At 47.5% G+C, this 22,637-nt stretch carries 21 protein-coding genes; 11 read left to right on the forward strand and 10 right to left on the reverse strand.

The annotated features are described in order from the left end of the window. The first annotated feature begins 4 nt into the window (after positions 1-4). The 4 genes from MHH76_RS05465 to MHH76_RS05480 all read left to right on the forward strand — a co-directional run bounded on the left by MHH76_RS05465 (position 5) and on the right by MHH76_RS05480 (position 3,005). Entirely contained in the window at positions 5-1,378 is a 1,374-nt protein-coding gene (locus tag MHH76_RS05465) for a hemolysin family protein (protein WP_003180145.1), read from the forward strand. Positions 1,379-1,475: 97 nt separating this feature from the next. Next, positions 1,476-1,877 carry a hypothetical protein gene (locus MHH76_RS05470; protein WP_020450746.1) on the forward strand — a complete coding sequence of 134 codons (402 nt, stop codon included), beginning with the start codon at positions 1,476-1,478 and terminating at the stop codon, positions 1,875-1,877. Between the two features lie 200 nt (positions 1,878-2,077). Continuing rightward, positions 2,078-2,365 carry a hypothetical protein gene (locus tag MHH76_RS05475; RefSeq protein ID WP_003180149.1) on the forward strand — a complete coding sequence of 96 codons (288 nt, stop codon included), beginning with the start codon at positions 2,078-2,080 and terminating at the stop codon, positions 2,363-2,365. Then, positions 2,328-3,005 (forward strand): N-acetylmuramoyl-L-alanine amidase, encoded by a 678-nt coding sequence (locus MHH76_RS05480; RefSeq protein ID WP_009328972.1) that lies wholly within the window; start codon positions 2,328-2,330, stop codon positions 3,003-3,005. Before MHH76_RS05475 ends, MHH76_RS05480 begins: the two co-directional genes overlap by 38 nt. Before the next feature lie 207 nt (positions 3,006-3,212). Here MHH76_RS05480 and crcB read toward each other — a convergent pair whose 3' ends face one another. From crcB to MHH76_RS05495, 3 genes are read right to left on the reverse strand one after another with little or no spacing between them, the layout of a single operon-like run. After that, the gene (gene crcB / locus MHH76_RS05485) at positions 3,213-3,569 is read right to left on the reverse strand and encodes a fluoride efflux transporter CrcB (protein ID WP_023856525.1); all 357 of its coding nucleotides are present in this window, start codon (positions 3,567-3,569) and stop codon (positions 3,213-3,215) included. Continuing rightward, the gene (locus MHH76_RS05490; RefSeq protein WP_023856526.1) at positions 3,566-3,967 is read right to left on the reverse strand and encodes a CrcB family protein; all 402 of its coding nucleotides are present in this window, start codon (positions 3,965-3,967) and stop codon (positions 3,566-3,568) included. Before MHH76_RS05490 ends, crcB begins: the two co-directional genes overlap by 4 nt. 15 nt (positions 3,968-3,982) lie before the next feature. Continuing rightward, a complete protein-coding gene (locus MHH76_RS05495) occupies positions 3,983-4,687 on the reverse strand; it encodes a glycerophosphodiester phosphodiesterase family protein (protein ID WP_025811795.1) in 705 nt (234 codons plus the stop codon). Positions 4,688-4,878: 191 nt separating this feature from the next. Between MHH76_RS05495 and MHH76_RS05500 the strand changes: the two genes are divergently transcribed. From MHH76_RS05500 to MHH76_RS05510, 3 genes are all read left to right on the forward strand, one after another. Continuing rightward, positions 4,879-4,986, forward strand: a complete 108-nt coding sequence (locus MHH76_RS05500) for a YhdX family protein (RefSeq protein WP_003180159.1) — start codon at positions 4,879-4,881, stop codon at positions 4,984-4,986. A 182-nt stretch (positions 4,987-5,168) separates the two neighbouring features. Next, a complete protein-coding gene (locus tag MHH76_RS05505; RefSeq protein WP_039072568.1) occupies positions 5,169-6,245 on the forward strand; it encodes a mechanosensitive ion channel family protein in 1,077 nt (358 codons plus the stop codon). 29 nt (positions 6,246-6,274) lie between these two features. Further along, complete coding sequence (locus MHH76_RS05510) at positions 6,275-7,024, forward strand: NAD-dependent protein deacylase (protein ID WP_043054254.1); 750 nt, start codon at positions 6,275-6,277, stop codon at positions 7,022-7,024. A gap of 39 nt (positions 7,025-7,063) precedes the next feature. Here MHH76_RS05510 and MHH76_RS05515 read toward each other — a convergent pair whose 3' ends face one another. Beyond that, the gene (locus MHH76_RS05515) at positions 7,064-7,558 is read right to left on the reverse strand and encodes a GNAT family N-acetyltransferase (RefSeq protein WP_025811792.1); all 495 of its coding nucleotides are present in this window, start codon (positions 7,556-7,558) and stop codon (positions 7,064-7,066) included. A 134-nt stretch (positions 7,559-7,692) separates the two neighbouring features. After that, on the reverse strand, positions 7,693-8,604 hold the full coding sequence (locus tag MHH76_RS05520) for a polysaccharide deacetylase family protein (RefSeq protein WP_023856532.1): 912 nt from the start codon (positions 8,602-8,604) through the stop codon (positions 7,693-7,695). Between the two features lie 293 nt (positions 8,605-8,897). On the opposite strand from MHH76_RS05520, the gene dat reads away from it, so the two are divergent. Continuing rightward, positions 8,898-9,749, forward strand: coding sequence for a D-amino-acid transaminase (dat, locus tag MHH76_RS05525; protein WP_023856533.1), 852 nt, complete (start codon positions 8,898-8,900; stop codon positions 9,747-9,749). A gap of 41 nt (positions 9,750-9,790) precedes the next feature. Here the strand turns inward: dat and nhaC are convergent, their stop codons facing one another. Further along, positions 9,791-11,149, reverse strand: coding sequence for a Na+/H+ antiporter NhaC (nhaC, locus tag MHH76_RS05530; protein ID WP_023856534.1), 1,359 nt, complete (start codon positions 11,147-11,149; stop codon positions 9,791-9,793). Between the two features lie 236 nt (positions 11,150-11,385). On the opposite strand from nhaC, the gene MHH76_RS05535 reads away from it, so the two are divergent. After that, entirely contained in the window at positions 11,386-12,366 is a 981-nt protein-coding gene (locus MHH76_RS05535) for an aldose 1-epimerase (RefSeq protein WP_043054255.1), read from the forward strand. Between the two features lie 15 nt (positions 12,367-12,381). Here the strand turns inward: MHH76_RS05535 and MHH76_RS05540 are convergent, their stop codons facing one another. From MHH76_RS05540 to MHH76_RS05555, 4 genes are all read right to left on the reverse strand, one after another. Next, on the reverse strand, positions 12,382-12,858 hold the full coding sequence (locus MHH76_RS05540; RefSeq protein ID WP_023856536.1) for a DUF4944 domain-containing protein: 477 nt from the start codon (positions 12,856-12,858) through the stop codon (positions 12,382-12,384). A gap of 77 nt (positions 12,859-12,935) precedes the next feature. Then, positions 12,936-14,870 (reverse strand): TOMM precursor leader peptide-binding protein, encoded by a 1,935-nt coding sequence (locus tag MHH76_RS05545; protein WP_043054256.1) that lies wholly within the window; start codon positions 14,868-14,870, stop codon positions 12,936-12,938. After that, on the reverse strand, positions 14,870-16,726 hold the full coding sequence (locus MHH76_RS05550; protein WP_023856538.1) for a putative thiazole-containing bacteriocin maturation protein: 1,857 nt from the start codon (positions 16,724-16,726) through the stop codon (positions 14,870-14,872). The genes MHH76_RS05545 and MHH76_RS05550 overlap by 1 nt, the downstream gene beginning before the upstream one ends. A gap of 1,107 nt (positions 16,727-17,833) precedes the next feature. Next, on the reverse strand, positions 17,834-18,334 hold the full coding sequence (locus MHH76_RS05555; RefSeq protein ID WP_023856540.1) for a universal stress protein: 501 nt from the start codon (positions 18,332-18,334) through the stop codon (positions 17,834-17,836). Between the two features lie 521 nt (positions 18,335-18,855). Between MHH76_RS05555 and MHH76_RS05560 the strand changes: the two genes are divergently transcribed. Together MHH76_RS05560 and MHH76_RS05565 are read left to right on the forward strand one after the other, a co-directional pair. Next, positions 18,856-20,610, forward strand: coding sequence for an ABC transporter ATP-binding protein (locus MHH76_RS05560; protein WP_023856542.1), 1,755 nt, complete (start codon positions 18,856-18,858; stop codon positions 20,608-20,610). After that, positions 20,607-22,625: an ABC transporter ATP-binding protein gene (locus tag MHH76_RS05565; protein ID WP_023856543.1), complete on the forward strand. Its 2,019-nt coding sequence runs from the start codon at positions 20,607-20,609 to the stop codon at positions 22,623-22,625. Before MHH76_RS05560 ends, MHH76_RS05565 begins: the two co-directional genes overlap by 4 nt. The last annotated feature ends 12 nt before the right edge of the window (positions 22,626-22,637 follow it).

The raw sequence follows: 22,637 nt of genomic DNA on the forward strand, positions 1-22,637 counted from the left end.
TTAAATGGACGATATTGTTAGTCTGATAATCATCGGGATTCTGATTGCATTAACCGCTTTTTTCGTGGCATCGGAATTTGCGATTGTCAGAGTCAGAAGCTCCCGCATTGATCAGCTGATTGCTGAAGGAAACAAAAAGGCGGTTCGCGCAAAACAAGTGGTGTCGGATTTGGATGAATACCTTTCAGCTTGCCAGCTCGGCATTACGATTACAGCACTCGGACTCGGCTGGATGGGGGAGCCGACGGTTAAAAAGGTGCTGCATCCGGTCTTTGAAAGCTTGCATGTTTCTGGCGCTGTATCGCACGCTCTTTCAGTTGCCATTGCATTTTTAGTGATTACATTCCTGAACGTCGTGGTTGGAGAACTTGCCCCAAAAACCATCGCGATTCAAAAAGCCGAACAGATGACACTGTGGCTGGCGGGACCTCTGCACTTTTTCAATGTTGTGATGTTCCCGTTCATTTGGACGCTGAATGCCTCAGCCAGAGTGCTGACCGGGTTATTCGGTTTGAAGCCTGCTTCGGAAAAGGATGAATCCCATTCGGAGGAAGAGCTGCGAATCCTGTTATCAGAAAGCTACAAAAGCGGAGAAATCAATCCGTCTGAATATAGATACGTTAATAAAATCTTTGAATTCGACAATCGGATCGCCAAAGAAATTATGGTGCCGCGCACTGAAATCGCCTCTGTCCCGGTGGATATGCCGATCGATGAGGCCATTTCGGTCATGCTGCAGGAAAAGTATACGCGCTGGCCTGTCTATAAAGGCGATAAGGATCATGTCATCGGCATGATCAATACGAAACAGCTGTTTACGGATATGCTCATGATGTCAGAGGCTGAGAAAAAGCGATTGTCCCTTGAAGCCTATGTCCGTCCGGTTATTGAAGTCATTGAAACCGTGCCTGTTCAAAAGCTGCTGATCAAAATGCAGCGGGAGCGGATTCACATGGCGATCTTAACGGATGAGTACGGCGGGACATCTGGTCTTGTGACGGCCGAGGATATTCTTGAAGAAATCGTCGGGGAAATCAGGGACGAATTCGATGAAGACGAAAAACCGCTTATCGAAAAAGTCTCCGATCATGAATACATCATGGACGGCAAAGTGAGAATCGATCAGGTCAATGAGCTGTTTGAAGACGATCTCGAGGAAGAGGAAGTCGAAACAGTCGGCGGACTTGTGCTGAAAGAAAACATAGATATCGCGGAAGGCCAGGCGGTGCATATCGGCTCCTACACGATAACGGTTCTCGAAATGGAAGGGCGTCTGATTAAGCACGTCGAAGTTAAGCGGGAACAAACAACAGAACATGTAGAGCTGGCACCGGCAAATCCGGTCGTCGTTAACGAAGTCACCTTGAGCGAAAAATAGCTCAAGGTGATTTTTGATTTTAAGAAAAAAGTCATTTGAACAGGAACTTTTGTTCGTATATAATGGGAACAAATGTTCTGTTTGAGAGGTGATTGATTTGCTGTGGTACGAAATCATTTCGGAGGAAGAGAGGAAAACGTATATTAAGCGGATCGAATTTCATTTGCGGAATTGGAAAAATTACAAAGCCGCCGTGCTCAATTTAGAAAGGAGGATGGAGAAGGAGCAAAAGAACGGGCTCGCCGTCAAAGAAAGAAACGCTGAATATCAGATCGACGCGGAAAAAAGGCTCTATCAATTTTTGCTTGATTCGATGGAAACGGCTGTCTCCGAATTGGATGAGCTCGAGCGGAAGTTGGTGGAATGCCGGTATATTCATAATTGGAGCATGGGAAAATGCGCGATGGAAATCGGCTACAGCGAAAAAACGCTGTTTTTAATGAAGAAATCGCTGCTGGACAAGCTGCTTGTCAGCTTGGCGGCGATCACGAATATTTAACGGATGCGAGGGCTTGTCTCAAACAAGCCCTTCTTTTCTGCGCCGCTTCAGTTTTTTTTCAGGTTCTTGACGCGATGATGACACGGGAGAGGGCAGCTTTTCATTTATGATAAAGACAAGCTTTAAACAGCGGGGAGGTTTGACACATGTAATGCCGGTCATTTTTTGAGACAAACGCTTCAGGAAAGGAGAGGAAGAACATGGATTTTTCTGAAATTGCGCTCGTTCCGCTGATTACGGGATTGGTGCATACGGTAAAGCTTGTCGGCATTCAGAAACGATTTCTCCCCATCTGTGCAATTGTCTTCGGCATCTCGATTTCTCTCTTGTTTACCGCAGGGGACTGGAAGGAAGATATGATGATCGGAACTTGGCTTGGCTTGTCATCAGTTGGATTTTACTCCGGCTCAAAAAACGTCTTGAAACCATTATCAAAGGAGGAGATTGAACATGAAGATTTATTTGGATCCGGGACACGGCGGAAGTGATCCGGGAGCATCGGGAAACGGTTTGCAGGAAAAGGACGTGACGCTTGCGATTGCTCTCAAAATGAATGACATTCTATTAAAAGAGTATGATAACGCAGAGACGAGGCTGAGCAGAACAACAGACAAAACGGTCACCCTTCAGGAGCGCACAGATGATGCCAATTCGTGGGGGGCCGATTTATTTGTCTCCATTCATACAAACGCTTTTGACGGTACGGCGTACGGGTATGAAGATTATATCTACAGCGGCTTGACCGATGAGTCGGTTACTGCTCTTTATCAACGGATCATTCACGGCGAAGTGATCAAGCAGAACGGACTCAGGGACAGGGGAATGAAGAAGGCGAACTTTCATGTTCTTCGGGAAACAGCGATGCACGCCATATTGACGGAGAACGGCTTTATCGATCATCCCGAAGATTCGGCAAAAATGAAAAGCGCCGCCTGGATCGAACAGACGGCGCGGGGACATGCAGCCGGCATCGCACTCTGCCTCGGTCTGACACACAATGAGTTTCCCCTGTATAAAGTGACGATGGACGGGGGACAAATTGGAGCTTACCAAGAAAAAGACGATGTTTTGAACGTTATTTCTGCGAATTGGGACAGCTTTCAAACAGCGGCCATTGAAAAAGGATAAAAAGGGAAGAATCCATTTTGAAGCATTCAAAATGGATTCTTTAATGTGTTTGTATCTTTTTTAGTTGTCCGTGGTGTTCCTTTCTGAACAATGCCATCCAAATCAGGGCACTGCTTTTGCGACGGCGGGCGCAAAAAAAAATGACAACCGGAAGTACATGTGCAAGCGCCTGTTCATAGCCGAACGAGCATCATTGTTTCATCATCTTCACAAAATCAGCATGCTGCCGGCCCAGAACCCCCCGAGTGAGCATGCCATTGTAAGCAGCATGTAAACCGCTGAATCCTTTACACGTTTTGCAGCCAAAAGCTGAACCGCTTCGACGCTGAATGTGGAAAATGTTGTGAAGCCTCCGAAAAATCCAGTTCCGACCAAGATAGAGACCGTTTGATTGTCAATGCCGAGGCTGACGAATATGCCGAGGGTGAATGAGCCGACAATATTGACCACCATCACGCTGACAGGAATGCGCGGGCGCGGAAACATCGCCATGAGCATATTGCCGAGCCAAAATCTTAAAACGGAGCCGAATCCTCCGGCGATCATAAATCCAACTGCCATCATGATTGATACCGCTCCTTTTCTTTCCCTGACGCTCCGCTCATCCTTTTGCCGATCATGATGCCCAAAAATGCGGAGCACACCCCGCAGGCAAGCGACACGATCAAGTACAGAACCCCGATGTGCGGAGCGGCCGATTGCAGCAAAAATACGGTCTCTTTAGAAAAAGCGGACATTGTCGTATATCCTCCGCAAAACCCCGTTCCTAAACATAACTGGACGAGCGGCTTTTTTGCCCGAGCCGCAAAAAAACCTGTCAAAAGGCCGAGGAGAAGGCTTCCAGACGCATTTTCAATAAAAGTCGGCCAAGGAAAACCGGCGGTGCCGCCATGCAGATTGACGAAGTAGCGCAGCAGCGAGCCGAGGGCTCCTCCGATAAAAACGGCAACAGATGATTTCATACTCTTCCTTCTTTCTCAAAAATAATCCGGGTAGTCGGTAATGATCCCGTCGATTTTCCAGCTTTTCAGGCGGCGTCCCGTTTTCTCCCCGTTGACCGTCCAGGCCAGCGCCTTCAAATCACAGCTGTGAATCGATTTGATCAGAAAAGGGCTGACCATCGTAGCTTTCAGGCTGACGTACCGGGCAAACTCCGCGATTTGCCGCAGCCGGGCGCGCGGCAGCATTCCGAATCGCGGCCTGATCAAAACGGCGGTCGGAATCGAAGGATACATGTGATGAAGCGCCCTCATGGCGCCTGCGTCAAACGACTGGACAATCGCGTTCATCGAATGGCCGAACCGGCTGATCAGTTGTCCGGCCGCTTTTTCGATTCCGGGCTGGGTTTTGGACGACTTGATTTCGATGAGAAGGCCCGTCTTGTTGTGATATTTCACCAGAACAGCTTCAAGTGAAGGGATTTTTTCGCCCTGAAATTCCGGGCTGAACCAGCTTCCCGCATCAAGCTTTTCGAGCTCATTCATCGTATACTCGCGAACGAACCCGGTACCGTTTGTCGTTCTGTCAACTTTGTCATCGTGGATGACGGCAAGTCTGCCGTCTTTTGTCAGCTGTACATCGAGTTCGATAAAATCAGCCCCGAGCTCCACCGCTTTTTCAAAAGCGGCAAACGTATTTTCAGGGGCGTAAGCCGAGGCTCCGCGATGTGCGATAATATGCAAGCATGTCAGCTCCTCTTGATAAAATCTTTCCATCACAAGGATACCCGATTTTGGCGATGCAAGTAAATCATTTGACTGAAGCGGACAAAAGGCAGGGAGAAGAGACAAGCGACAAATTTCGGCAAAATGGTACAAAAGAATCATTTACTAAAGATTCTGATATTTTATAATGGACAAAAGGAGGCGAGATGATGGGTAAAGGGAGAATTAAAGTGGAAGAACGGATTAAGATCGAAACCGATGCTGAAATGTTTAAAGCGACTCTCCTTGATCAAACACAGTCTCAGAAGAAGAAATAGCGGTGTTGGCCCGAATCACGTTGTCTCTGGAACAATAAAATATGATGATCATCAGGCTGCCGAAGTGTTCGGCAGCCTTTTATGCGTGTCGACGGGTATTTTTGGTGCACAATAAAGTGAGAAATTTTTTTCTCATTTTAGTATAATTAAAGCTTGATGAGTGAAATAAGGGAGAGAAAGCAATGTTCGAAAAGTATATGACAATGGATTTCGCTGTCGATATCGGAATCAGCATCGGTATCCTTCTTTTATTTTTCGCGTTTCGAAAAATATTTACGAAGTACTTGTTCAACTTAATACTGAAATTGACGAATAAGACGAAAACAGACTTTTTCAATCAGGTGGCGCTGGCGTTTGAAAAGCCGGCCCGGTGGTTTTTTGCGATACTCGGTATTTATCTGGCCATCATTTATTCCCCGTTTTTTGATGGGCATATGGCGATCGTTCATAAACTGTACAGAGTGTCCGTGATTTTGGTCATTGTAAGCGGCCTATACAACTTAACGGCGGCTTCGTCGGTTTTATTCGATAAAATCAATAAGCGGCTTGAGCTTGATATGGATGATATTCTTGCGCCGTTTTTGTCCAAGATTCTCCGCTTTATCATTGTAGCGCTCGGAATCAGCGTCATCGCCGGAGAGTTCAATTATGATGTCAACGGATTTGTTGCCGGACTCGGGCTCGGCGGCTTCGCTTTTGCTCTTGCGGCAAAAGACACTGTCGGCAACTTTTTCGGCGGAATTGTCATTATTATGGAGAAGCCCTTTACAATCGGCGATTGGATTGAAACAAATATCGTCACCGGATCTGTTGAAGATATATCGTTCAGAAGCACGAAAGTCCGCACAGCCGGAGAAGCTCTCGTGACCGTCCCCAACTCGGTGCTGGCTAACGAAGCGATCATGAACTGGACGAAAATGCGAAAGCGTCAGGTCACTTTTACGCTCGAAATCGATCCATCCACACCGCGCGAGAAAGTCGAACGATGTGTGGAGCGTTTCAAAGAAATGCTCAAGTCGCACGAAGGGGTCAACCCGGATGTCATTATGGTCAATTTCGACGTCCTGAAGGATACGCATTTAAGCATCTTCTTCAACTACTATACCAATACGACGGTCTGGGCCGAAAACTTGGACGTCAGACAGGATGTCAACTACCGCATTCTTGATATTATGAAAGAGGAGCAGGTTGATTTTGTTTCTCCGGGTCACAGCCTCTTTGAGTTGAAGAAAATGAAAGATCAGCAAGGAGATGCTTAGGTAACGCTTTTGGAAGGGAGACAAGCCAAATGGAGGAAAAAGCCCTGAGATTTGTGGAGATGATCGAAAATGCCGAGCGCATTACCGTTTTGACAGGCGCCGGTATGAGCACGGAATCAGGTATTCCCGATTTTCGTTCAGCCGGCGGCATATGGACGGAAGATCTGTCGAGAATGGAAGCGATGAGTCGTGATTATTACGAACGATATCCAAAATTGTTTTGGCCGAAGTTTAAAGAGCTTTTTCAAATGAAAATGACCGGAACTTATCAGCCGAATGACGGGCACCTTTATTTAGCCGATCTCGAGAAAAGCGGTAAGGATGTCAAGGTATTCACGCAAAATATCGACGGACTGCATCTCAAGGCGGGAAGCCGGCATGTATATGAACTGCACGGTTCGATCCAAACTGCCGCATGCCCAAAATGCGGGGTGCGCTATGGTCTTGACCACATTCTTCAAGAAGAAGTGCCAAGATGCCATCGCGTCAATGGCAAGGGGAGAGAATGCGGATTCATATTAAAAACGGATGTCGTGCTGTTCGGCGATGCCGTTCAGCATTTTGACACGCTTTTTGAAGTCCTCAACGAATCCGACCTGCTTTTGGTGATCGGCACTTCACTCGAAGTGGCGCCTGTCAGGTTTGTTCCTGAAGAAGCGCACTTGATCCCAGGCTTGAAGAAAGCGATGATCAATCTCGATAAGACACCTTACGATCATTTATTTGATATTGTCATCCATCAAAAAATCGCCGAGTTTGTTCGGAAGCTTAACTGTTAAAAAGGCGCTCCAGACCGGAGCGCCTTTTTCTGAGCTTCATCACAATTTTTTATAATAAAAAACGGATGTATCGAAGCTGCCGTCTGCAGATTCTGCGTATGCGGGAATGCGGCCGGCTTCGGCAAAGCCGAGCGAAGCGTAAAGAAGGTTGGACGGGTCTTTTTCCCTTGTATCCAGCACGAGAAGAGATCTGCCTTCCTGTTTCGCCCTGTCGATCGCTTTTTCCATTAATGATCTGGCGACGCCCTGCCGCCTGAAGGCGGGATCTGTCATTAACTTGCAGATTTCCGCTCTGTGGCGGCCGTTTTGTTTTGTGCATAAGTGCAATTGAACACTTCCTGCGATCCGGCCGTTTTGTTTGGCAATCCATAACACCGAATCCGGTGTGACGGCTGTTTTCCAATAAGCCTCCGCCAGCTGCTCATCAAGCGGGGGCAGAAAGCCGATCGATGCCCCGTCATCGACGACTCGGATGAGAAGCTCGGCCAATTGATTGGTATATTCGGCAGTCGAATGCAGCTCTTCAATTTTCATTTATTCACCCCATGATATAAAGATAACTGCATCATAATCAGAAAACGGTTTGTTTGGCAACAAGTGTGTCAGATAATCACACTTGCGGGAGGAAATAAAAAAATCCCCTTCAGCAGGGGATCAGGCATGGGGGGTTATTCATGAACGGGTGTCATCGATTCATCAAGCGTTGCAAATGAATACCCCATGTTTTTTAAATTTGTCAGCAATAACGGCAACGATTGAACCGTTGAAGGAATATCGTGCATCAGGATCACGATCGGCTGTTTTGTCTGCCGCTTTTCCAGCGTATTCAGCTGGTTCATGACTTCCGGAACGAATTTTTGGCTTCTGTATTTCCAGTCCATGCTGTCAATATTCCAGTCCCAATAAACAAATCCGTTCTTTTTCAGCACTTTTTTCTGCGCTTCGGTCAGCGAAGGTTTGCTCCCGTAAGGTGTTCTGATTAAATGGGTTTCAACCCCGGTGATAGACTTCAGCGTTTTTTGAGCCTGCTTCATTTCCAGCTGAGGAGAATTGGCGCCTTTATAAAATTGCTTTTGGTCATGGGTCACTCCGTGAAGTCCAAGTGCATGGCCCTGCTGCTTCATATTGAGAACGGCTTTTTTGTGAAGCTTCATGTTCGGTTCGAGCATGAAGAACGTCGCTTTAGCGTCATGTTCGGATAAAATTTGCAGCAGCCTTTGGCTTACGGCTGAAGGCCCATCGTCAAACGTCAAATAAACCGTTTTTTCCTTCAATTTTTCTTGCTTTTTTTCCGCGGCAGCTTTTTGCTTCTCTTTTTCCTGCTTGCGCTTTTCGATCTGCTGTTTTGTGCTCAAGTGATCGAGAAGTTCGCCTTGCGTTGCTTTTTTGAGCGGAACGCTGTCTCCTTCATGCCTCATTTGGCTGTTTTCCGACACCGTAAGCTCTTTTTTCTCAGCGGCGGCAGAGGACTGTGAAAGGTCCCACACGTACAGGAGAATCAGACACAAAACAAAAAAGCACGCTGCTTTCGTCAACAGATAAGCTACAGATGGGGCAGTTTTTTTTGATACTTGGCGCATGTCACTCTCTCCGTATCATTTTTCTCGTTCCAATGCCATTATAGAATGCTAGTCTCATAAAATAATGGATCACAATGTTTAAGTATACAGGATTGGAAAGAAGATGAATACAGGATGAAGGGAAAAAGATATCAAATTTTAATAGAAAATGCTGAACGATGGGGAATGCTGTTTTTTTGATCATGAAGGCGGAGAAAAGTTTTTGGAAATATTGCACTATTTTGAAGGGCAGGGTCGTGTTAGAATGGAATGGAGAAAATTCAGAAGTCAACAAAAAACAAGGGGATGGAGAAATGAAAGTTCTTTTTAACGGCCGGCTGATGGAACGGAGCGAGTGTGCGGTTGATATTGAAGACAGAGGCTACCAATTTGGAGACGGCGTCTATGAAGTCATCCGCATTTACAATGGAATCTTGTTCACGCTTGATGAACACATTGCCCGCTTATATAAAAGCGCAGCCGAAATCGGAATCGACTTGTCTTTTTCAGAAGCCGAGCTGAAAAGCCAGCTAAAAGAGCTCGTCGACATCAATCAAATGCGGGACGGCGGGCTGTATCTTCAAGTGACAAGGGGAAAAGCCCCGAGAAAGCACCAATACGGAGCAGGGCTTACGCCTCAGGTGACGGCTTATACATTTCCTATTCAAAAGCCTGAAAAAGAACAGCAAAACGGCGTTTCAGCTATTACTGCGGACGACATGCGCTGGCTGAGATGCGACATTAAGAGTTTAAATCTGTTGTACAATGTAATGATCAAGCAAAAAGCGCATGAAGCTTCTTCATTCGAAGCGATCTTAATTCGCGACGGGTTGGTGACGGAAGGGACGTCCTCAAATGTTTACGTCGTCAAGAAAAACGTTATCTACACCCATCCTGTGACAACGCTCATCTTAAACGGCATCACGCGGAAGAAAGTGCTTCAGCTGTGTGAGAAACACGGCTTGAACTATGAAGAAAAAGCGGTGACAAAGGATGAATTGCTGAATGCAGATGAGGTGTTCATCACGTCAACGACAGCCGAAGTCATTCCGGTCACATCGATTGATGGGCAAACTATCGGCTCCGGAGCGCCCGGACCGCTCACCAAAAATGTGCAGACCGCATTGCAAAACAGCATTTTGTCAGAGACAGCCAAACCGGTTTAACAAAAGAAAAACGCCGCTTCCAAGGGGAAACGGCGTTTTTTTTACTTGCGGAAACCGAACAAAATTGAAAAGAGCGGCGATAAATATAGGAAAAACACAAACGGCAAATATTCAATAACGGGAACGCCGAGCGCGCTGGACATGAACGCGCCGCTGACTCCCCAAGGAATCATCGGATTGATTAATGTCCCTCCGTCTTCAAGCGATCTCGACAAATGTTTTCGGTCGATTCCGAGCTTGTCATACAGCTTTTTAAAGGACTGTCCGGGAATCAAGATCGATAAATACTGTTCGCCTGTCGCCAGGTTCATGCCGATGCTTGATGAAACGGTTGAGAACACAAGCCGGCCTTTCGTATGAATGCCCTTGATCACACCTTCAAGCAGGCTTGTAATCAGGCCGATCTTTTCCATGAGACCGCCGAGCGCGAATGCGATGATAATCAGGGAAACAGAGCCCATCATCGATTGAAGGCCGCCGCGGTTTAAAATTTTCTCAACGGCTTCAGTGTCGGCTGAGAAAACAGGACCATTCTGCATCGCTGACAAAAACGATGAAATGCTGGCGTCAGGCTGTATCAACGCGGCAAGAATTCCGGCGGAAACGATCCCCGCTGCAAGCGATGGAATGACGGGCGTTCGTCTGACAGCAAGTACAATCACAAGAAGAGGCGACAGAAGCGCCCAGACGCTGATGTTGACTGTACTTTCTATTCCGTTTATGATCGCTTGAATGTTTTCGGTAGAAGCCGGTGCCGCCGTTAAAGAACGGCCCATGAAAAAGAAAAGCAAAATCGTGATCAAAAGAGCGGGGATCGTCGTTCCCGCCATATGTCTAATATGCTTGAAAATGGGAAGCTCTCCGACTCCTGCGGCAAAATTAGTCGTGTCAGACATCGGAGACATTTTGTCGCCGAAACAGGCGCCGCAAATCACAGCTCCCGCCGCCCATGTCAGTGGAACGCCGGCCGCTGCGGCCACGCCGATGAGGGCGACGCCGATCGTGCTGACCGTCGTAAAGCTGGAGCCGACCAATGAACTGATCACAAGACAGCTGAAAAGTGCGGTGAGCAGCAGGTGCTGCGGTTCAATCAGATTCAACGCGTAAACCGTTACCGTCGGAATCGCGCCGCTGTACTCCCAGACTCCGATTAAGATGCCGATTAAACAAAGGACGATAATCGGCTGAACGCCATTCCGGATGCCTGAGACAATGCCGCTTTCAAGGTCTTTCCAGGAATGGCCTTTCACCGCGCCGACCGCAGCTAAAAAACCAACGCAAATCAACAGCGGTATGTGCGCTTCTGCTTTAAATATGAATAAGCAGGTGAAAATAATGAACAATATGGCTAAAAACAATAGAGCCGATATGGAAAACGATAGACGTTTTTCGTTTGACAAGTCACACACCTCATTAGAAGAAATATCTCTCTTTAATACTTTGATGCTTTTGTGCATAAACGTATTATAACAGAAAAATAGATTATATACTTAAATTAAAATATTTCAAACATTTTTCAAAGGTTCGCCCATTCTCTTTTGAAAGCGCTGACTTTTTTAAGATATAATAGATTGGAGATAGGCATGTACTGATACACGTTTCACTGATCCTTTAGCCAAAATAGGGGGAAATGCGAATGTCTTACACTGTTCAGAAAAGCCGGTTTTTAGATGAGGAAGCGATCTGGTTGGAAAATGATGATTTAGAGGCTGTACTTGTGCCCGGGTGGGGAAGCAATTTAATTTCACTGAAGTGGAAGCCGAGCGGTTTGAAATTGTTGAAAACGCCTGAAACAAAGGAAGAATATAACGCGAATCCGTTTTTATTCGGAATTCCTGTTCTTTTTCCTCCCAACCGGATCGATCACGGAAGATTTACATATGCGGGAAGAACGTACGAGCTGCCGATCAATGAAAAGCCGCTCGAAAACCACCTGCACGGATTTCTTTACGATAAAAAATGGACGGTCGAAAAAGTGGAGGCAACAGAAGAGAGGATCATCGTGCAGACGAAGCTGGACTCTGATGATCATCCCGATATTAAAGCGATCTTTCCGCACTCGTTTTCCATCACCATCACTTACACGTTAGAAGGACAGCATCTGAAAATCGATGCATCGGCTGTCAATCGCGGTCAAGACCCGATGCCGATCGGATTGGGGTACCACACATCTTTCCGCTATCCTTTAAACGAAGCAGGAGATAAAGAAAGGTGTCTGTTTACTCTTCCTGCCTCAAAGCGATGGACGCTGACAGACCGCATGCTGCCGACAGGCGAGTATCGGGTGACAGAGGAGTTCAAAGCGGGAAAAATGGCAGCGGGAGAAAGGCTTGACGATATATTGGCAGCTGAACAAGACCAGGAAGGAAACAGCGCGGCCGTCATTGCGGACAGCCTCGCCGGCATTCGCGTCCGCTACCAATGCGACGGGCATTTTAAGCACTGGGTTGTGTTTAACGGTACATCTGATCAGGATGACCTGCTTTGTATAGAGCCATATACTTGGATGACGAATGCACCGAACCTCAACCTTCCGAAGGATGTGACCGGATTTCGGGATTTGGGGCCGCAGGAAGAGCTGACGATGCGAAGCAAAATTGAGGTGGGCGGAATATAATCGATATTCCGCCTTTTACCATGAGCTTTTATCAAGCGTAAATGCTGTATGGGACGCTTGTTTGCCCTCTCTCCAATCCAATTGAACCGTGATCTTGCGGCCGGCGAATTCGGCTTCTTCAAGCTCTTCCAAAAAAGAAACGGATTGTTCTTTTGACCCTCCGCCGGGGAATTCGCCTCCCGCGTAATCTTTCATCGGCGTCTCGACTTGGGAGTTCAAAACGATTTCATCACCAAACTTTACGACCAACTTTTCCAAATATATATCGTCCAGCTCCCCGCGGTCGCCTGTCCAATAGAGGTCTCCGCCAAATAGCGTGCGGCCTTCTATCTTTTTGATCACGGCCTCCCAATTTCCATCGGCGCTTTGTCCGTTCCATTTCGGGTATTCCGTCATATAGAAACCGATCAGTCTGCCGCCGAAATAAACGGTGCAAAAGGCCGTGAAAAGGGAAGCAATGAAAAGAAGCGGCCGCTTGTATTCCTGTTTCATATTATCCACCGCCTAAAAAGTTCTGCTTTATGATCATAAAGCAGAACAATCGGAAAAAAAAGCCGCTCTCTTAAATTTTAAGGGAACGGGTGCGGGTGCAGGTTCAGCTGTTCTGGTGTTAACGGCTCTTCTGCATAGCCGAGCTCCTTCGGCACCGTGAAAATTCTCTCAAGTCCTTCTAGGCGGATGAAGCGCTGTCCGAATGTCATCGGAATCAGGCCCGGGATAAGCACTTTCACACAGTAAAGTCCGTTCCGTTTGATAACAGGGGAAGTCTGGTCAACGACGATCACTTCAAGATTGAGACTCCGGAAAGCTTCAAGCAGGTCGCAGAGATCTTCGGTTAAATCAAGGTGTTTCTTTCTTTTTTTAAAGGCATCGTCGAATGTTTGCAGAGGCCGGCTTTGATTCAGCAAAAACCGGAGTCGCTCTTCAGCTTCAGGCAGTCCGTACATGAAGCTGTGATCCTCCATTTCCTGCACTAAAGCAGGATTGCGGAGCATCTGGTGATATTTGCTCCTTTCAGATTCAAATTTGCGGTCGTGCTTCAACATCATGCCTGCCAGCTCATGAAGGGCGCTTTTCACCGCTTTTACGGGATCGGGGTGGGCCCCTGCGGAACAAATCAGATTCAATCCTTCCCGTTTTCTGTTTTTGGCGATCGCCCAAACGCTTGGAATGCCGTATTCCATCGTTGAATTAAAGACATGCAGATCATATCCCGCCACACTTCGCACCCTCTCTGTCATGAGGCGTAATTCCGGATCTTCTGAAGAGCCGAGATCCAGCTGCCGAAGTGGGAGCCTGGCGTACCAGGCAAGCAAAAATGAATCGCGCTCAGCGGCTTCTAGTATGGCATGGAAAATCGCTTCCTCCAAACTCCCTCCAAGTGCACAGCCGTTCGATGTTTCATAGACGAAGCTGTCTTCGCGCCCCAGGCTGTAATAGGCGAGCGATTCAGGAATGAGAATCGGCCGTTTCTGCAAAAATGAATAGCCCCATACCCAGTGAAGAGGACGGGCCGGGTGAAATGGCTGAAAAGGAAAATCGGGATGCATGTATTGTTCCGCTTGATGGAGCCCGACTTTTGCCGGGTTGAGCGCACGATCCTTTACATTTTCGTAGGTGTCATGTACGACCGTCCGTTTGCCGCGCGGTTCAATTCCGGAATAACGTTCCAAACCCTCTAAAATGGCGGTCAATTCGCTGTCTTCATACGAATGGCTCCGCCCTCCGACACCTTCATTTCCCGTCCATAAAGGCATATTGACGATCATATCGGCGAACGGCAGAATCGCGTCATAAATTTTGGCGTTGAATATCCCTGTTCTATGATCCAGATAGTCTTTGGCGAGCGTTTGTTTTAAATCGTCCGTGTTTCGCACGCGAAAGCTGTCCGGGTTCGTTTTCAGACTGGGCCGAAGCGATATCCGTGCGGATTCCGCTCCGTCTTCAGGCAGACTGCCGCATATAGGGCATGTCGGTTCCGGGATGAAAGCGTGGAGCGAACTTTCTAACGTTTTCAAATTGACGATGTAAAGGTTTTTTTTCAACCGGCCGCACCCGCCGTTCATGATGTTGTCGACTTCTGTGCAGATCAGGCTGACCATTTGGCGGCAGCCGGTCTTTGAAATCCACGGATCGCGGCTTATGCCATTGCTTTTTTGTTCCAGTTCAAGGGTCTCTCTGCTGTCGGGGCCGGAGATATACCGCCTCATATCGGCGCATTGGGAACATCCTGACGCTGACGGAATAACGAGCGGTCCGATGACCCCTTCGCCAAAAGATGCAAACCCGCGAAGCCACGGAATCTCTGCTGCCCTTAGCACCTTTTCCGCCTCGCGGTATAATAAAGGCCGCCAAGCATCGTGCAGCACAAGAGCGAACGCAGTCTCCTCCGGTATGCTGTTCTCAAAATCAGACCTTCGGATAATGTTATATTCAGCAGATAATTGTTGTGATGCGTCTTCTGCCATCAATCCTTCGCCAATGACCAAAATGCAGCGGTTCATCAAGATTCCTCCTTTCGCAACTGCACGCAGTAAATGCCTGCCAGTTTTTCTTTGAAAAATGGTTCAGCAGGCAGCTCATAGACATAAAGCTGCAAGTCGCAGTTGTTTTTCAAGGCGGAAAGCAGTGTTTGCTGCAAATCAGCGGAAACGGGGGTAGCAAGCTTCAGGTCACTAGACTCCAGCAAAACATCCGCGCCTTTCACAGGGTCTTTGTCTGTCAGCGCCCGTTCGAGCGCTTTTCTGAGAGCGAATGTGATGTTGAGTCCAGAACTTCCGTACCAGCGGCCGCGAATTCCCGCCCATGCGACAGGGAAGCCTTGTATGTTTTTTCCTAAACCGATTTCCGGTTTGCCGTACAAGACTGTCAGCGTTTTTAAATAAAATGCGGTATGCCGGTCTTCCATTCCGCCTAGCTGAACGAGGGAAATCGTTTCTTTTCCGCTTTTGATCCGTTCTCGCAACCGGTGTTCCAAGCATTTCTCCAATCCCCTTAATACGCCTTCAGCCAGCGTTTCCCCGGCGGCGATCGCGAACAACTCCCCGTTATTCGGATAAGAACGGTTCAACCTTGATGCATACATTTCAATACCCGTCAGCCCGGCTTCCCGCCGCGCCTCTTGATGGGTCAAACCGACCGACACCGTCTTGGGCAAAAGCTCCGCAGGTCCGGAAGAGAGCGGGTCTGCTGTCTGAACAAAGCATTGTGCTAAAGGAAGCTGCCGTAAATGTTTCTCTTCCCACAGATGAAAAATGCCCGTTACAGGTGAGGTCAGTTCACTGAAACATTGAAATAACCTGCTTTCTGCTTCTCTTTCGGGGCGCTCCGAAAGTTTCGCTTCAAGGTCGCAGATGAGTTCAGGCGAATCCTTGCCGCAAGCGAAGTCCGGATGCGGAAGAAACATATGCCAGCCGCCTTCGAGCGTTGCCAAATCAATCAGATACACTTGATTCTTCTTAGATAATGGTGCAATCTCAGCAGTTGCTTTCATCAATTCGAACACAATAACGTTTGCCAGCATGTCTTTCCCTGCCGAAGGAAAAGTTCGAAGAGCCCGTTCTTCATGGAGCGCAGACCGATGGAGGCGCCTCCAGGCATCCTTCAGGCAGCCGTCTCCTTGTTGATGAAAGACAGGGCCTGCCAGTCCGACTTGTTTCAGGCAGATCCCGGGTATGAAGCCTTTGTTCTCTTCGAGGCAAAACGTTTGAAGATCGCGGAGCTCATCTGTGAAGCCGCGGTCAGAGACATACAGAACCCAATCGGCAGATCGCACCGCTTCCCGCCAGTGTTGCGTTTCGGCGCAGCCAATCTCCAGTCCGCTTTCGGTTTGCCCTGATATTTCTGCCAGTTCGTCTAAAGCGTGCCCGGATGCATCCGTCACGATCGCACGGATTCTTGAAAAACCGGAATCGATCAGCGACCGGACCAATTTTGTGAGAAAGGAGCCGGCCCCTATAGCCAATATTTTGGTTTGACGCGACAGCTGAAAGCGGTAAGCGCCGGAATCGGCAAAGCTCTCAATAAATTCGATTTGGGCTTCAAACGTTTGAAGCACTGAGCTTTCCAGTTTGTGCGGGTGATCCCGGCTTACGTCGCGAACGAACCCGTTTTTATAAAGCATTTCTCCGATTTCATATACTCTCTTTCGGTACGGAGCCTGCAGCCCTTTTGTCAAGTCTTCAAGCGAATGTTCCCCGTTGAACATCGGCAGAAGTTTTTCGATCCATTGAGCAATCGAAGATCCTTTTATGCGAAACGACCCGGAATTATTTCTAAAATATGCGCCGCCGTTCGGATCAGGAAGAAACCATGTATCCTGGTTTACTTTTAGGCGAGCGGAAGCAGTCAGGTGTGTCATGCTCTTCCTCCTTCTATGTTTTAAAAACAAGACATACCATTATATGTAATTTTGTTTGTCCTTTATGCAATAGAAGACCCCTGCGGCAAAAGAGGCAGGGGAAGTCTTCTTTTTTATAAAAAAACTACATGCCTCCGCGCCAACAGCTCCAACAGCAATGGCCCGCGCAGCTCCAACAACTGTGGCCCATGCAGCTCCAACAGCTGTGGCCCATACAGCTCCAGCAGCTGTGGCCCGCACAGCTCCAACAGCTGTGACCCGCGCAGCTCCAACAGCTGTGACCCATGCAGCTCCAACAGCTGGCACAGCTTCCGCAGCTCCAGCAGCTTGCGCAGTGTTTAACATTGGCGTGATGACGGTCCGCATCCCAATGCGTCATATCTTCTGCCTGGAATTGATCCATCTCCAACGACTGCAGTTCATCATGGAATGGTTGCATTTAATATCCCCCTCATCGATAAAATTTTTTGACCAAAACACAATAAAAAAAGAATGAAACATAAGCAAAGTCAGATTAAGTCAAATACCCCGGGTACTCACAAGATCAAATTATGAGGTCTGTTAGGTGGTTGTTACTAATTTGAACGCCTATTTTTCCTGTTATTGGATTTCGCTGGAGAGGGGCTTTTATTTTGCGGCAGTTTATTGATATAAAGATCGTTGGGACTGAAGAGAGGGGGGGACACTAAGTAAAACCAAGAATGCGGGGCAAGGCGGAGAAAGAAATCAATTGTAAGTCATGTGGAGTGAAAGTCAAATTTCAAGGGAAACGTCTAAAGTGAAGAAAGCCTAGAGGATAAAGGTAACCATTCGGCTTAGCAGGAAAAAATCAATTGGCGTTGTATATAGCAGTAGAGGATCATTCGCGGGAACAGTGCCCTTGCAGTTTTATACTGATGCAAATGCTTATGTATGACTGCAAAAACAGGTTCTTTCTACAAGTATGTTTTCATAGAGAAGGAGAGATTGCATTGATTCAATAATAAATGCGGTCATAGTATTAGGAGTCTTCCCTATCCATTGTGTGGGGCATGATCTATATTATGAACAGGAGAAGATCGTAACATGATGAGAGGCCGGACATTTGACCGGCCTCTTTTAAAATCGTTATTTTACAATTAGCACAGGGATCTCCGATTTTGTCGATATCTTGTCACTGACACTGCCAAACAGGAGCTTTTTCAGGCGGTTTTGGTCGCGCGTACCCGTGATGACAAGGTCAGCGCCGATATTTTCCGCATGTTGTAGAACTGCGTTGGCCGGGTCGCCTTCCAACACCTCTATTTCCGCGTCGTACTGGTTTTCGCTCAATATGATTTTCGCTGCCGCAATCGCTTCTTCCGCGCTGTCCTCATAGATCATGGGTTCACCGGCCAAGTCTGAATCGTGGGGGACCCGGGGCGCGGCCGGGAAGCCGCTGTAAAGGTATGGCGCGCCGGCAGCGGGTCTTTCAGTCGCAGCCTCTGTTCTCACTTGCCTCGGTTCATGGACATGGGCGACGGTCAATTGCGAGCCGAGCCTTTTCGAGAGGTCGATCGCTTTTTTCAGCGCTTTTTTGCTTTCCTCTTTTCCGTCAAACGCGACAATGATCCGGTCAGCTTTAAACAAATTGATCATTCCTTTCAGAATGGATTTACTTTTATATTACCCGTTTTCCCAACAAATCTAACGAAATATGAGAATATGAATCAAAAGCCCGCCATTCGCCAAAAAAACAAATTGACAAATAAAGGGCCGTACTATAAGATGGAAAATATTAATAAGATTGGAGGGTATCGTCATGTTTAGAAATATCAAAGCATCAGTTCAACAACAAAAGCACCTTAACGTGACATTTTTATACCTTCCTTACGATCAGGGCTCTGTTTCACTTTAACAATTTTCAAAAGGAAGGCGCATGTCGCGTGAACAAGCGTACATGCGCCTTTTTATATGAAAAAAGGCATGCTGGTACACAGTGTGCCTTTTTTTTCTGAGAAAAAACATTCTGTTCCCGATGCGGAGCAGCATGTTTTTCTAATAAATAAACCGCACATAAGGAGGAATTTTTTATGCCGAGTATCAGAAAAAACGAAATCAAAGATTGTAAGGAAAAACTTGAAGGCGGCTAAAAAAGGAGAGGATATTAGATGTTTTCTGTTTTATGGAAGCTGGGCTGGTTTTTTAAAGCCTCTTGGCGGCGCTACACGATAGCAGTCGTCCTATTGATTATTGTAAACGTATTGGAAATGTTTCCGCCGAAGCTGCTTGGCAACGCGATTGACGACATGCAGGCAGGCACTTTTTCAAAGGCCGGCATGTTCGGCTATATCGGTTTATTTCTCGCGCTTGGCGCAGTTGTTTATATCTTGTCCTATTATTGGATGTATCAGCTGTTTGGGGGAGCGAACCTGGTCGAAAAAATCCTCAGATCCAAGCTGATGGGCCATTTGCTGAAAATGACCCCGTCTTTTTACGAGAAAAACCGTACAGGGGATTTGATGGCGAGGGCGACAAATGATTTAAAAGCGATTTCCATGACGGCGGGCTTCGGCATTTTGACCTTGGTCGATTCGACGATGTATATGCTGACGATTCTTTTGACGATGGGTTTTTTGATCAGCTGGAAGCTGACGCTTGCTTCGATCATTCCCCTTCCGCTGATGGCGGCTGCCATCAGCATCTACGGGAAAAAAATTCATGAGCGTTTCACGGAAGCGCAGGATGCGTTTGGCGCTTTAAATGATCGAGTGCTTGAGTCCGTGTCAGGGGTAAGGGTGATCCGGGCCTATGTACAGGAGAAAAATGATGTCAGCCGGTTCAACAGCATGACGGCTGATGTGTACAAGAAAAATATGAAAGTCGCTTTGATCGATTCGCTGTTCGAACCGACGGTGAAGTTTTTGGTCGGGATCAGCTATTTAATCGGTCTTGGCTACGGCGCCTATCTTGTTTTCCGCAGCCAGCTGACATTGGGTGAACTCGTCTCTTTCAACGTGTACCTCGGCATGCTGATCTGGCCGATGTTTGCGATCGGAGAACTGATCAATGTCATGCAGAGGGGAAATGCTTCGCTTGACAGAGTAAATGAAACATTGGCATATGAGCCTGATGTGAGAGAGCCCGCCGAACCTGAAGCAGCGGAACCGGGCGATATTGTGTTTGACGGGGTCGCTTTTACGTACCCGAGCTCCGCGTCGGAAAACCTGGCCGATATTTCATTTACCGTATTAGAAGGACAGACGGTCGGAGTCGTCGGAAAGACGGGAAGCGGCAAAACGACGTTAGTCAAGCAGCTGCTGAGGCAGTACCCGAAAGGAAAAGGAACGATCACCATTTCGGGCGTGCCGATTGACCGCCTGCCGCTTGATCAGCTTCGCAGCTGGATCGGGTATGTGCCTCAGGACCACGTGTTGTTTTCAAAATCGGTGAAAGACAATATTTTGTTCGGCGGACGACTCGCCGAGGAACGCGATTTATACGATGTCATCTCTGCAGCACATCTGAAAAAGGATATTGAGATGCTTTCAGACGGTTTGGAGACAATGGTCGGAGAGAAGGGCGTCGCTTTATCCGGGGGGCAGAAACAAAGGATTTCAATTGCGAGAGCGATGATTGCGGAGCCCCATATTTTGATCTTGGATGATTCGCTGTCCGCCGTCGATGCGAAAACGGAAGCGGCGATTATTGAAAACATCCGCAGCAGGCGGAAAGGCAAAACGACCTTTATTACATCACATCGGATGTCGGCCGTCGAACACGCCGATTTCATTCTCGTCATGGAAAATGGAAGGATCGTTGAAAGAGGGACGCATCAGGAACTGATCAGCCGGAAAGGCTGGTATTTTGAACAATACGAAGCACAGCAGCTTCCTTCGGGAGAAGAAGGGGGGACTGTAGCATGACAACAGGAAAAAGGCTTTTCCAATATGCGCTTCTTTACAAAAAAATTCTCATCTGGGCGCTCGTCATGCTGACGATTGCCGTCACAGCCGAGCTGACGGGACCGATGATCGCCAAAAAGATGATCGACGATCATATTCTCGGAATTGAAAAAACGTGGTATGAAACAACAGAGGAGACGAAATATACCGTTTCCTATAAAGGAAAGGAATATATCAGGGAGGACAGGACAGACTCTTCAGCTGAAAAGCTGCAGGAAGTTCACATCTTTCAAGTCGGCATGAACTACTACTTTGTGGAGGAACCGGTTTCCTTTGACGGAGAGCGGACGGTATCCGGAGAAGAGCTGAGAATGACAAGCGGAGACCGGACGGAAACCTACAAGGCCGATCGCCTGTCTTTGTCAGAAGTGTATGCTTTTTACGAGCCTGAAATAGGAGGGCTGATTTCACTCGTTTCTATTTATTTCGGCCTTCTCGTCTTCTCGATCTTTTTCCATTACGGCCAATTCTACCTCTTGCAGATGAGCGCAAACCGCATCATTCAAAAGATGAGGCAGGATGTATTCGCCAACATTCAAAGGCTACCTATCCGCTATTTTGATAATTTGCCGGCAGGAAAAATCGTTGCAAGGGTGACGAATGATACCGAAGCGATCCGCGACCTGTATGTGACCGTTCTTTCGACGTTTGTCACAAATATCATTTATATGGCCGGAATATTCGCCGCGCTGTTTTTCCTTGATGTCAGGCTGGCCGGCGTCTGTCTGTTGATTTTGCCCCTGATTGTCATTTGGGCGGCCGTTTATCGAAAATTCGCTTCTGGCTACAATCATAAACTCAGGTCAATCAACAGCGAGATCAACGCCAAAATGAATGAATCGATTCAAGGCATGCCGATTATTCAGGCATTCCGTCGCGGACAGGACACAAAAGAAGAATTTGAACAGCTGAACGAGAGCCACTTTCATTACCAAAATAAAATGCTGAAATTGAATTCGCTTATGTCCCACAACTTGGTCAACATTCTCAGAAATGTGATGTTCACCGCTTTAATCTGGTATTTCGGGGGAGCTGCCCTGAACGCGGAAGGAATGATTTCAATCGGCGTCCTTTATGCATTCGTTGATTACTTGAATCGTTTATTTCAGCCGATTACGGGCATTGTCAACCAGTTTGCCAAGCTTGAATTGGCTCGCGTATCATCGGAGCGGGTTTTCCGCCTGCTGGATGAGCCAGGCGTCGACGTCAAAGAGCCGGGCAGCGAAAGAGCGCGGGGGCGAGTCGTATTTGAAGATGTATCTTTTCGCTATCATGACGGTGAAGATGTGCTGAAAAACATCTCATTTGAAGCGAAGCAAGGGGAGACCGTTGCATTGGTCGGCCATACAGGCTCAGGAAAAAGCTCCATTTTAAATGTACTTTTCCGCTTTTACGATATTGAAAAGGGCGATGTCAAAATCGACGGCAGAAGCATATACGATATGTCAAGGCAGGAAATCAGAAAGCAGATGGGCATCGTTCTCCAGGATCCTTACTTATTTTCCGGCACGATTGCTTCAAATGTCAGCCTTGACAATGCTGATTTGACCAGAGATCAAATAGAAGCCGCCTTGAAACAGGTTGGGGCACTTGAAATGCTCGCCCGCCTGCCGAAAGGTCTTGACGAGCCGGTCATCGAAAAAGGAAGCACCCTTTCGTCAGGGGAAAGACAGCTGATCTCGTTTGCGCGTGCGTTGGCATATGATCCGGCTATTCTTATTTTAGACGAGGCAACGGCCCATATCGATACGGAAACAGAAGCGGTCATTCAAAAAGCGCTTGATGTTGTTAAACAAGGGCGCACGACCTTTATCATCGCCCACAGGCTGTCAACGATCAAAAACGCCGACCAGATTCTCGTTCTTGAAAAAGGCCGGATTATCGAAAGGGGAAATCATGAAGAGCTGATGAAGCAAAAAGGACAATACTATCAAATGTATGAACTGCAAAAGGGAAAAGGAACCCTGACAGGGTAAGCCGGATCTTCA

Source organism: Bacillus sp. FSL L8-0193 (assembly GCF_037976065.1).
GTDB lineage: Bacteria > Bacillota > Bacilli > Bacillales > Bacillaceae > Bacillus > Bacillus paralicheniformis.

What these genes read in the sequence shown, in the direction of transcription:
- MHH76_RS05535 (WP_043054255.1), top strand. Translation starts at nt 11,386, where the DNA reads ATGTCTTACACTGTTCAGAAAAGCCGGTTTTTAGATGAGGAAGCGATC.
- MHH76_RS05550 (WP_023856538.1), bottom strand. Translation starts at nt 16,726, where the DNA reads ATGACACACCTGACTGCTTCCGCTCGCCTAAAAGTAAACCAGGATACA.
- MHH76_RS05540 (WP_023856536.1), bottom strand. Translation starts at nt 12,858, where the DNA reads ATGAAACAGGAATACAAGCGGCCGCTTCTTTTCATTGCTTCCCTTTTC.
- MHH76_RS05520 (WP_023856532.1), bottom strand. Translation starts at nt 8,604, where the DNA reads ATGCGCCAAGTATCAAAAAAAACTGCCCCATCTGTAGCTTATCTGTTG.
- MHH76_RS05490 (WP_023856526.1), bottom strand. Translation starts at nt 3,967, where the DNA reads ATGAAATCATCTGTTGCCGTTTTTATCGGAGGAGCCCTCGGCTCGCTG.
- MHH76_RS05565 (WP_023856543.1), top strand. Translation starts at nt 20,607, where the DNA reads ATGACAACAGGAAAAAGGCTTTTCCAATATGCGCTTCTTTACAAAAAA.
- MHH76_RS05510 (WP_043054254.1), top strand. Translation starts at nt 6,275, where the DNA reads ATGGAGGAAAAAGCCCTGAGATTTGTGGAGATGATCGAAAATGCCGAG.
- MHH76_RS05465 (WP_003180145.1), top strand. Translation starts at nt 5, where the DNA reads ATGGACGATATTGTTAGTCTGATAATCATCGGGATTCTGATTGCATTA.
- MHH76_RS05505 (WP_039072568.1), top strand. Translation starts at nt 5,169, where the DNA reads ATGTTCGAAAAGTATATGACAATGGATTTCGCTGTCGATATCGGAATC.
- MHH76_RS05480 (WP_009328972.1), top strand. Translation starts at nt 2,328, where the DNA reads ATGAAGATTTATTTGGATCCGGGACACGGCGGAAGTGATCCGGGAGCA.
- MHH76_RS05475 (WP_003180149.1), top strand. Translation starts at nt 2,078, where the DNA reads ATGGATTTTTCTGAAATTGCGCTCGTTCCGCTGATTACGGGATTGGTG.
- MHH76_RS05500 (WP_003180159.1), top strand. Translation starts at nt 4,879, where the DNA reads ATGGGTAAAGGGAGAATTAAAGTGGAAGAACGGATTAAGATCGAAACC.
- MHH76_RS05545 (WP_043054256.1), bottom strand. Translation starts at nt 14,870, where the DNA reads ATGAACCGCTGCATTTTGGTCATTGGCGAAGGATTGATGGCAGAAGAC.
- dat (WP_023856533.1), top strand. Translation starts at nt 8,898, where the DNA reads ATGAAAGTTCTTTTTAACGGCCGGCTGATGGAACGGAGCGAGTGTGCG.
- crcB (WP_023856525.1), bottom strand. Translation starts at nt 3,569, where the DNA reads ATGATGGCAGTTGGATTTATGATCGCCGGAGGATTCGGCTCCGTTTTA.
- MHH76_RS05515 (WP_025811792.1), bottom strand. Translation starts at nt 7,558, where the DNA reads ATGAAAATTGAAGAGCTGCATTCGACTGCCGAATATACCAATCAATTG.
- MHH76_RS05560 (WP_023856542.1), top strand. Translation starts at nt 18,856, where the DNA reads ATGTTTTCTGTTTTATGGAAGCTGGGCTGGTTTTTTAAAGCCTCTTGG.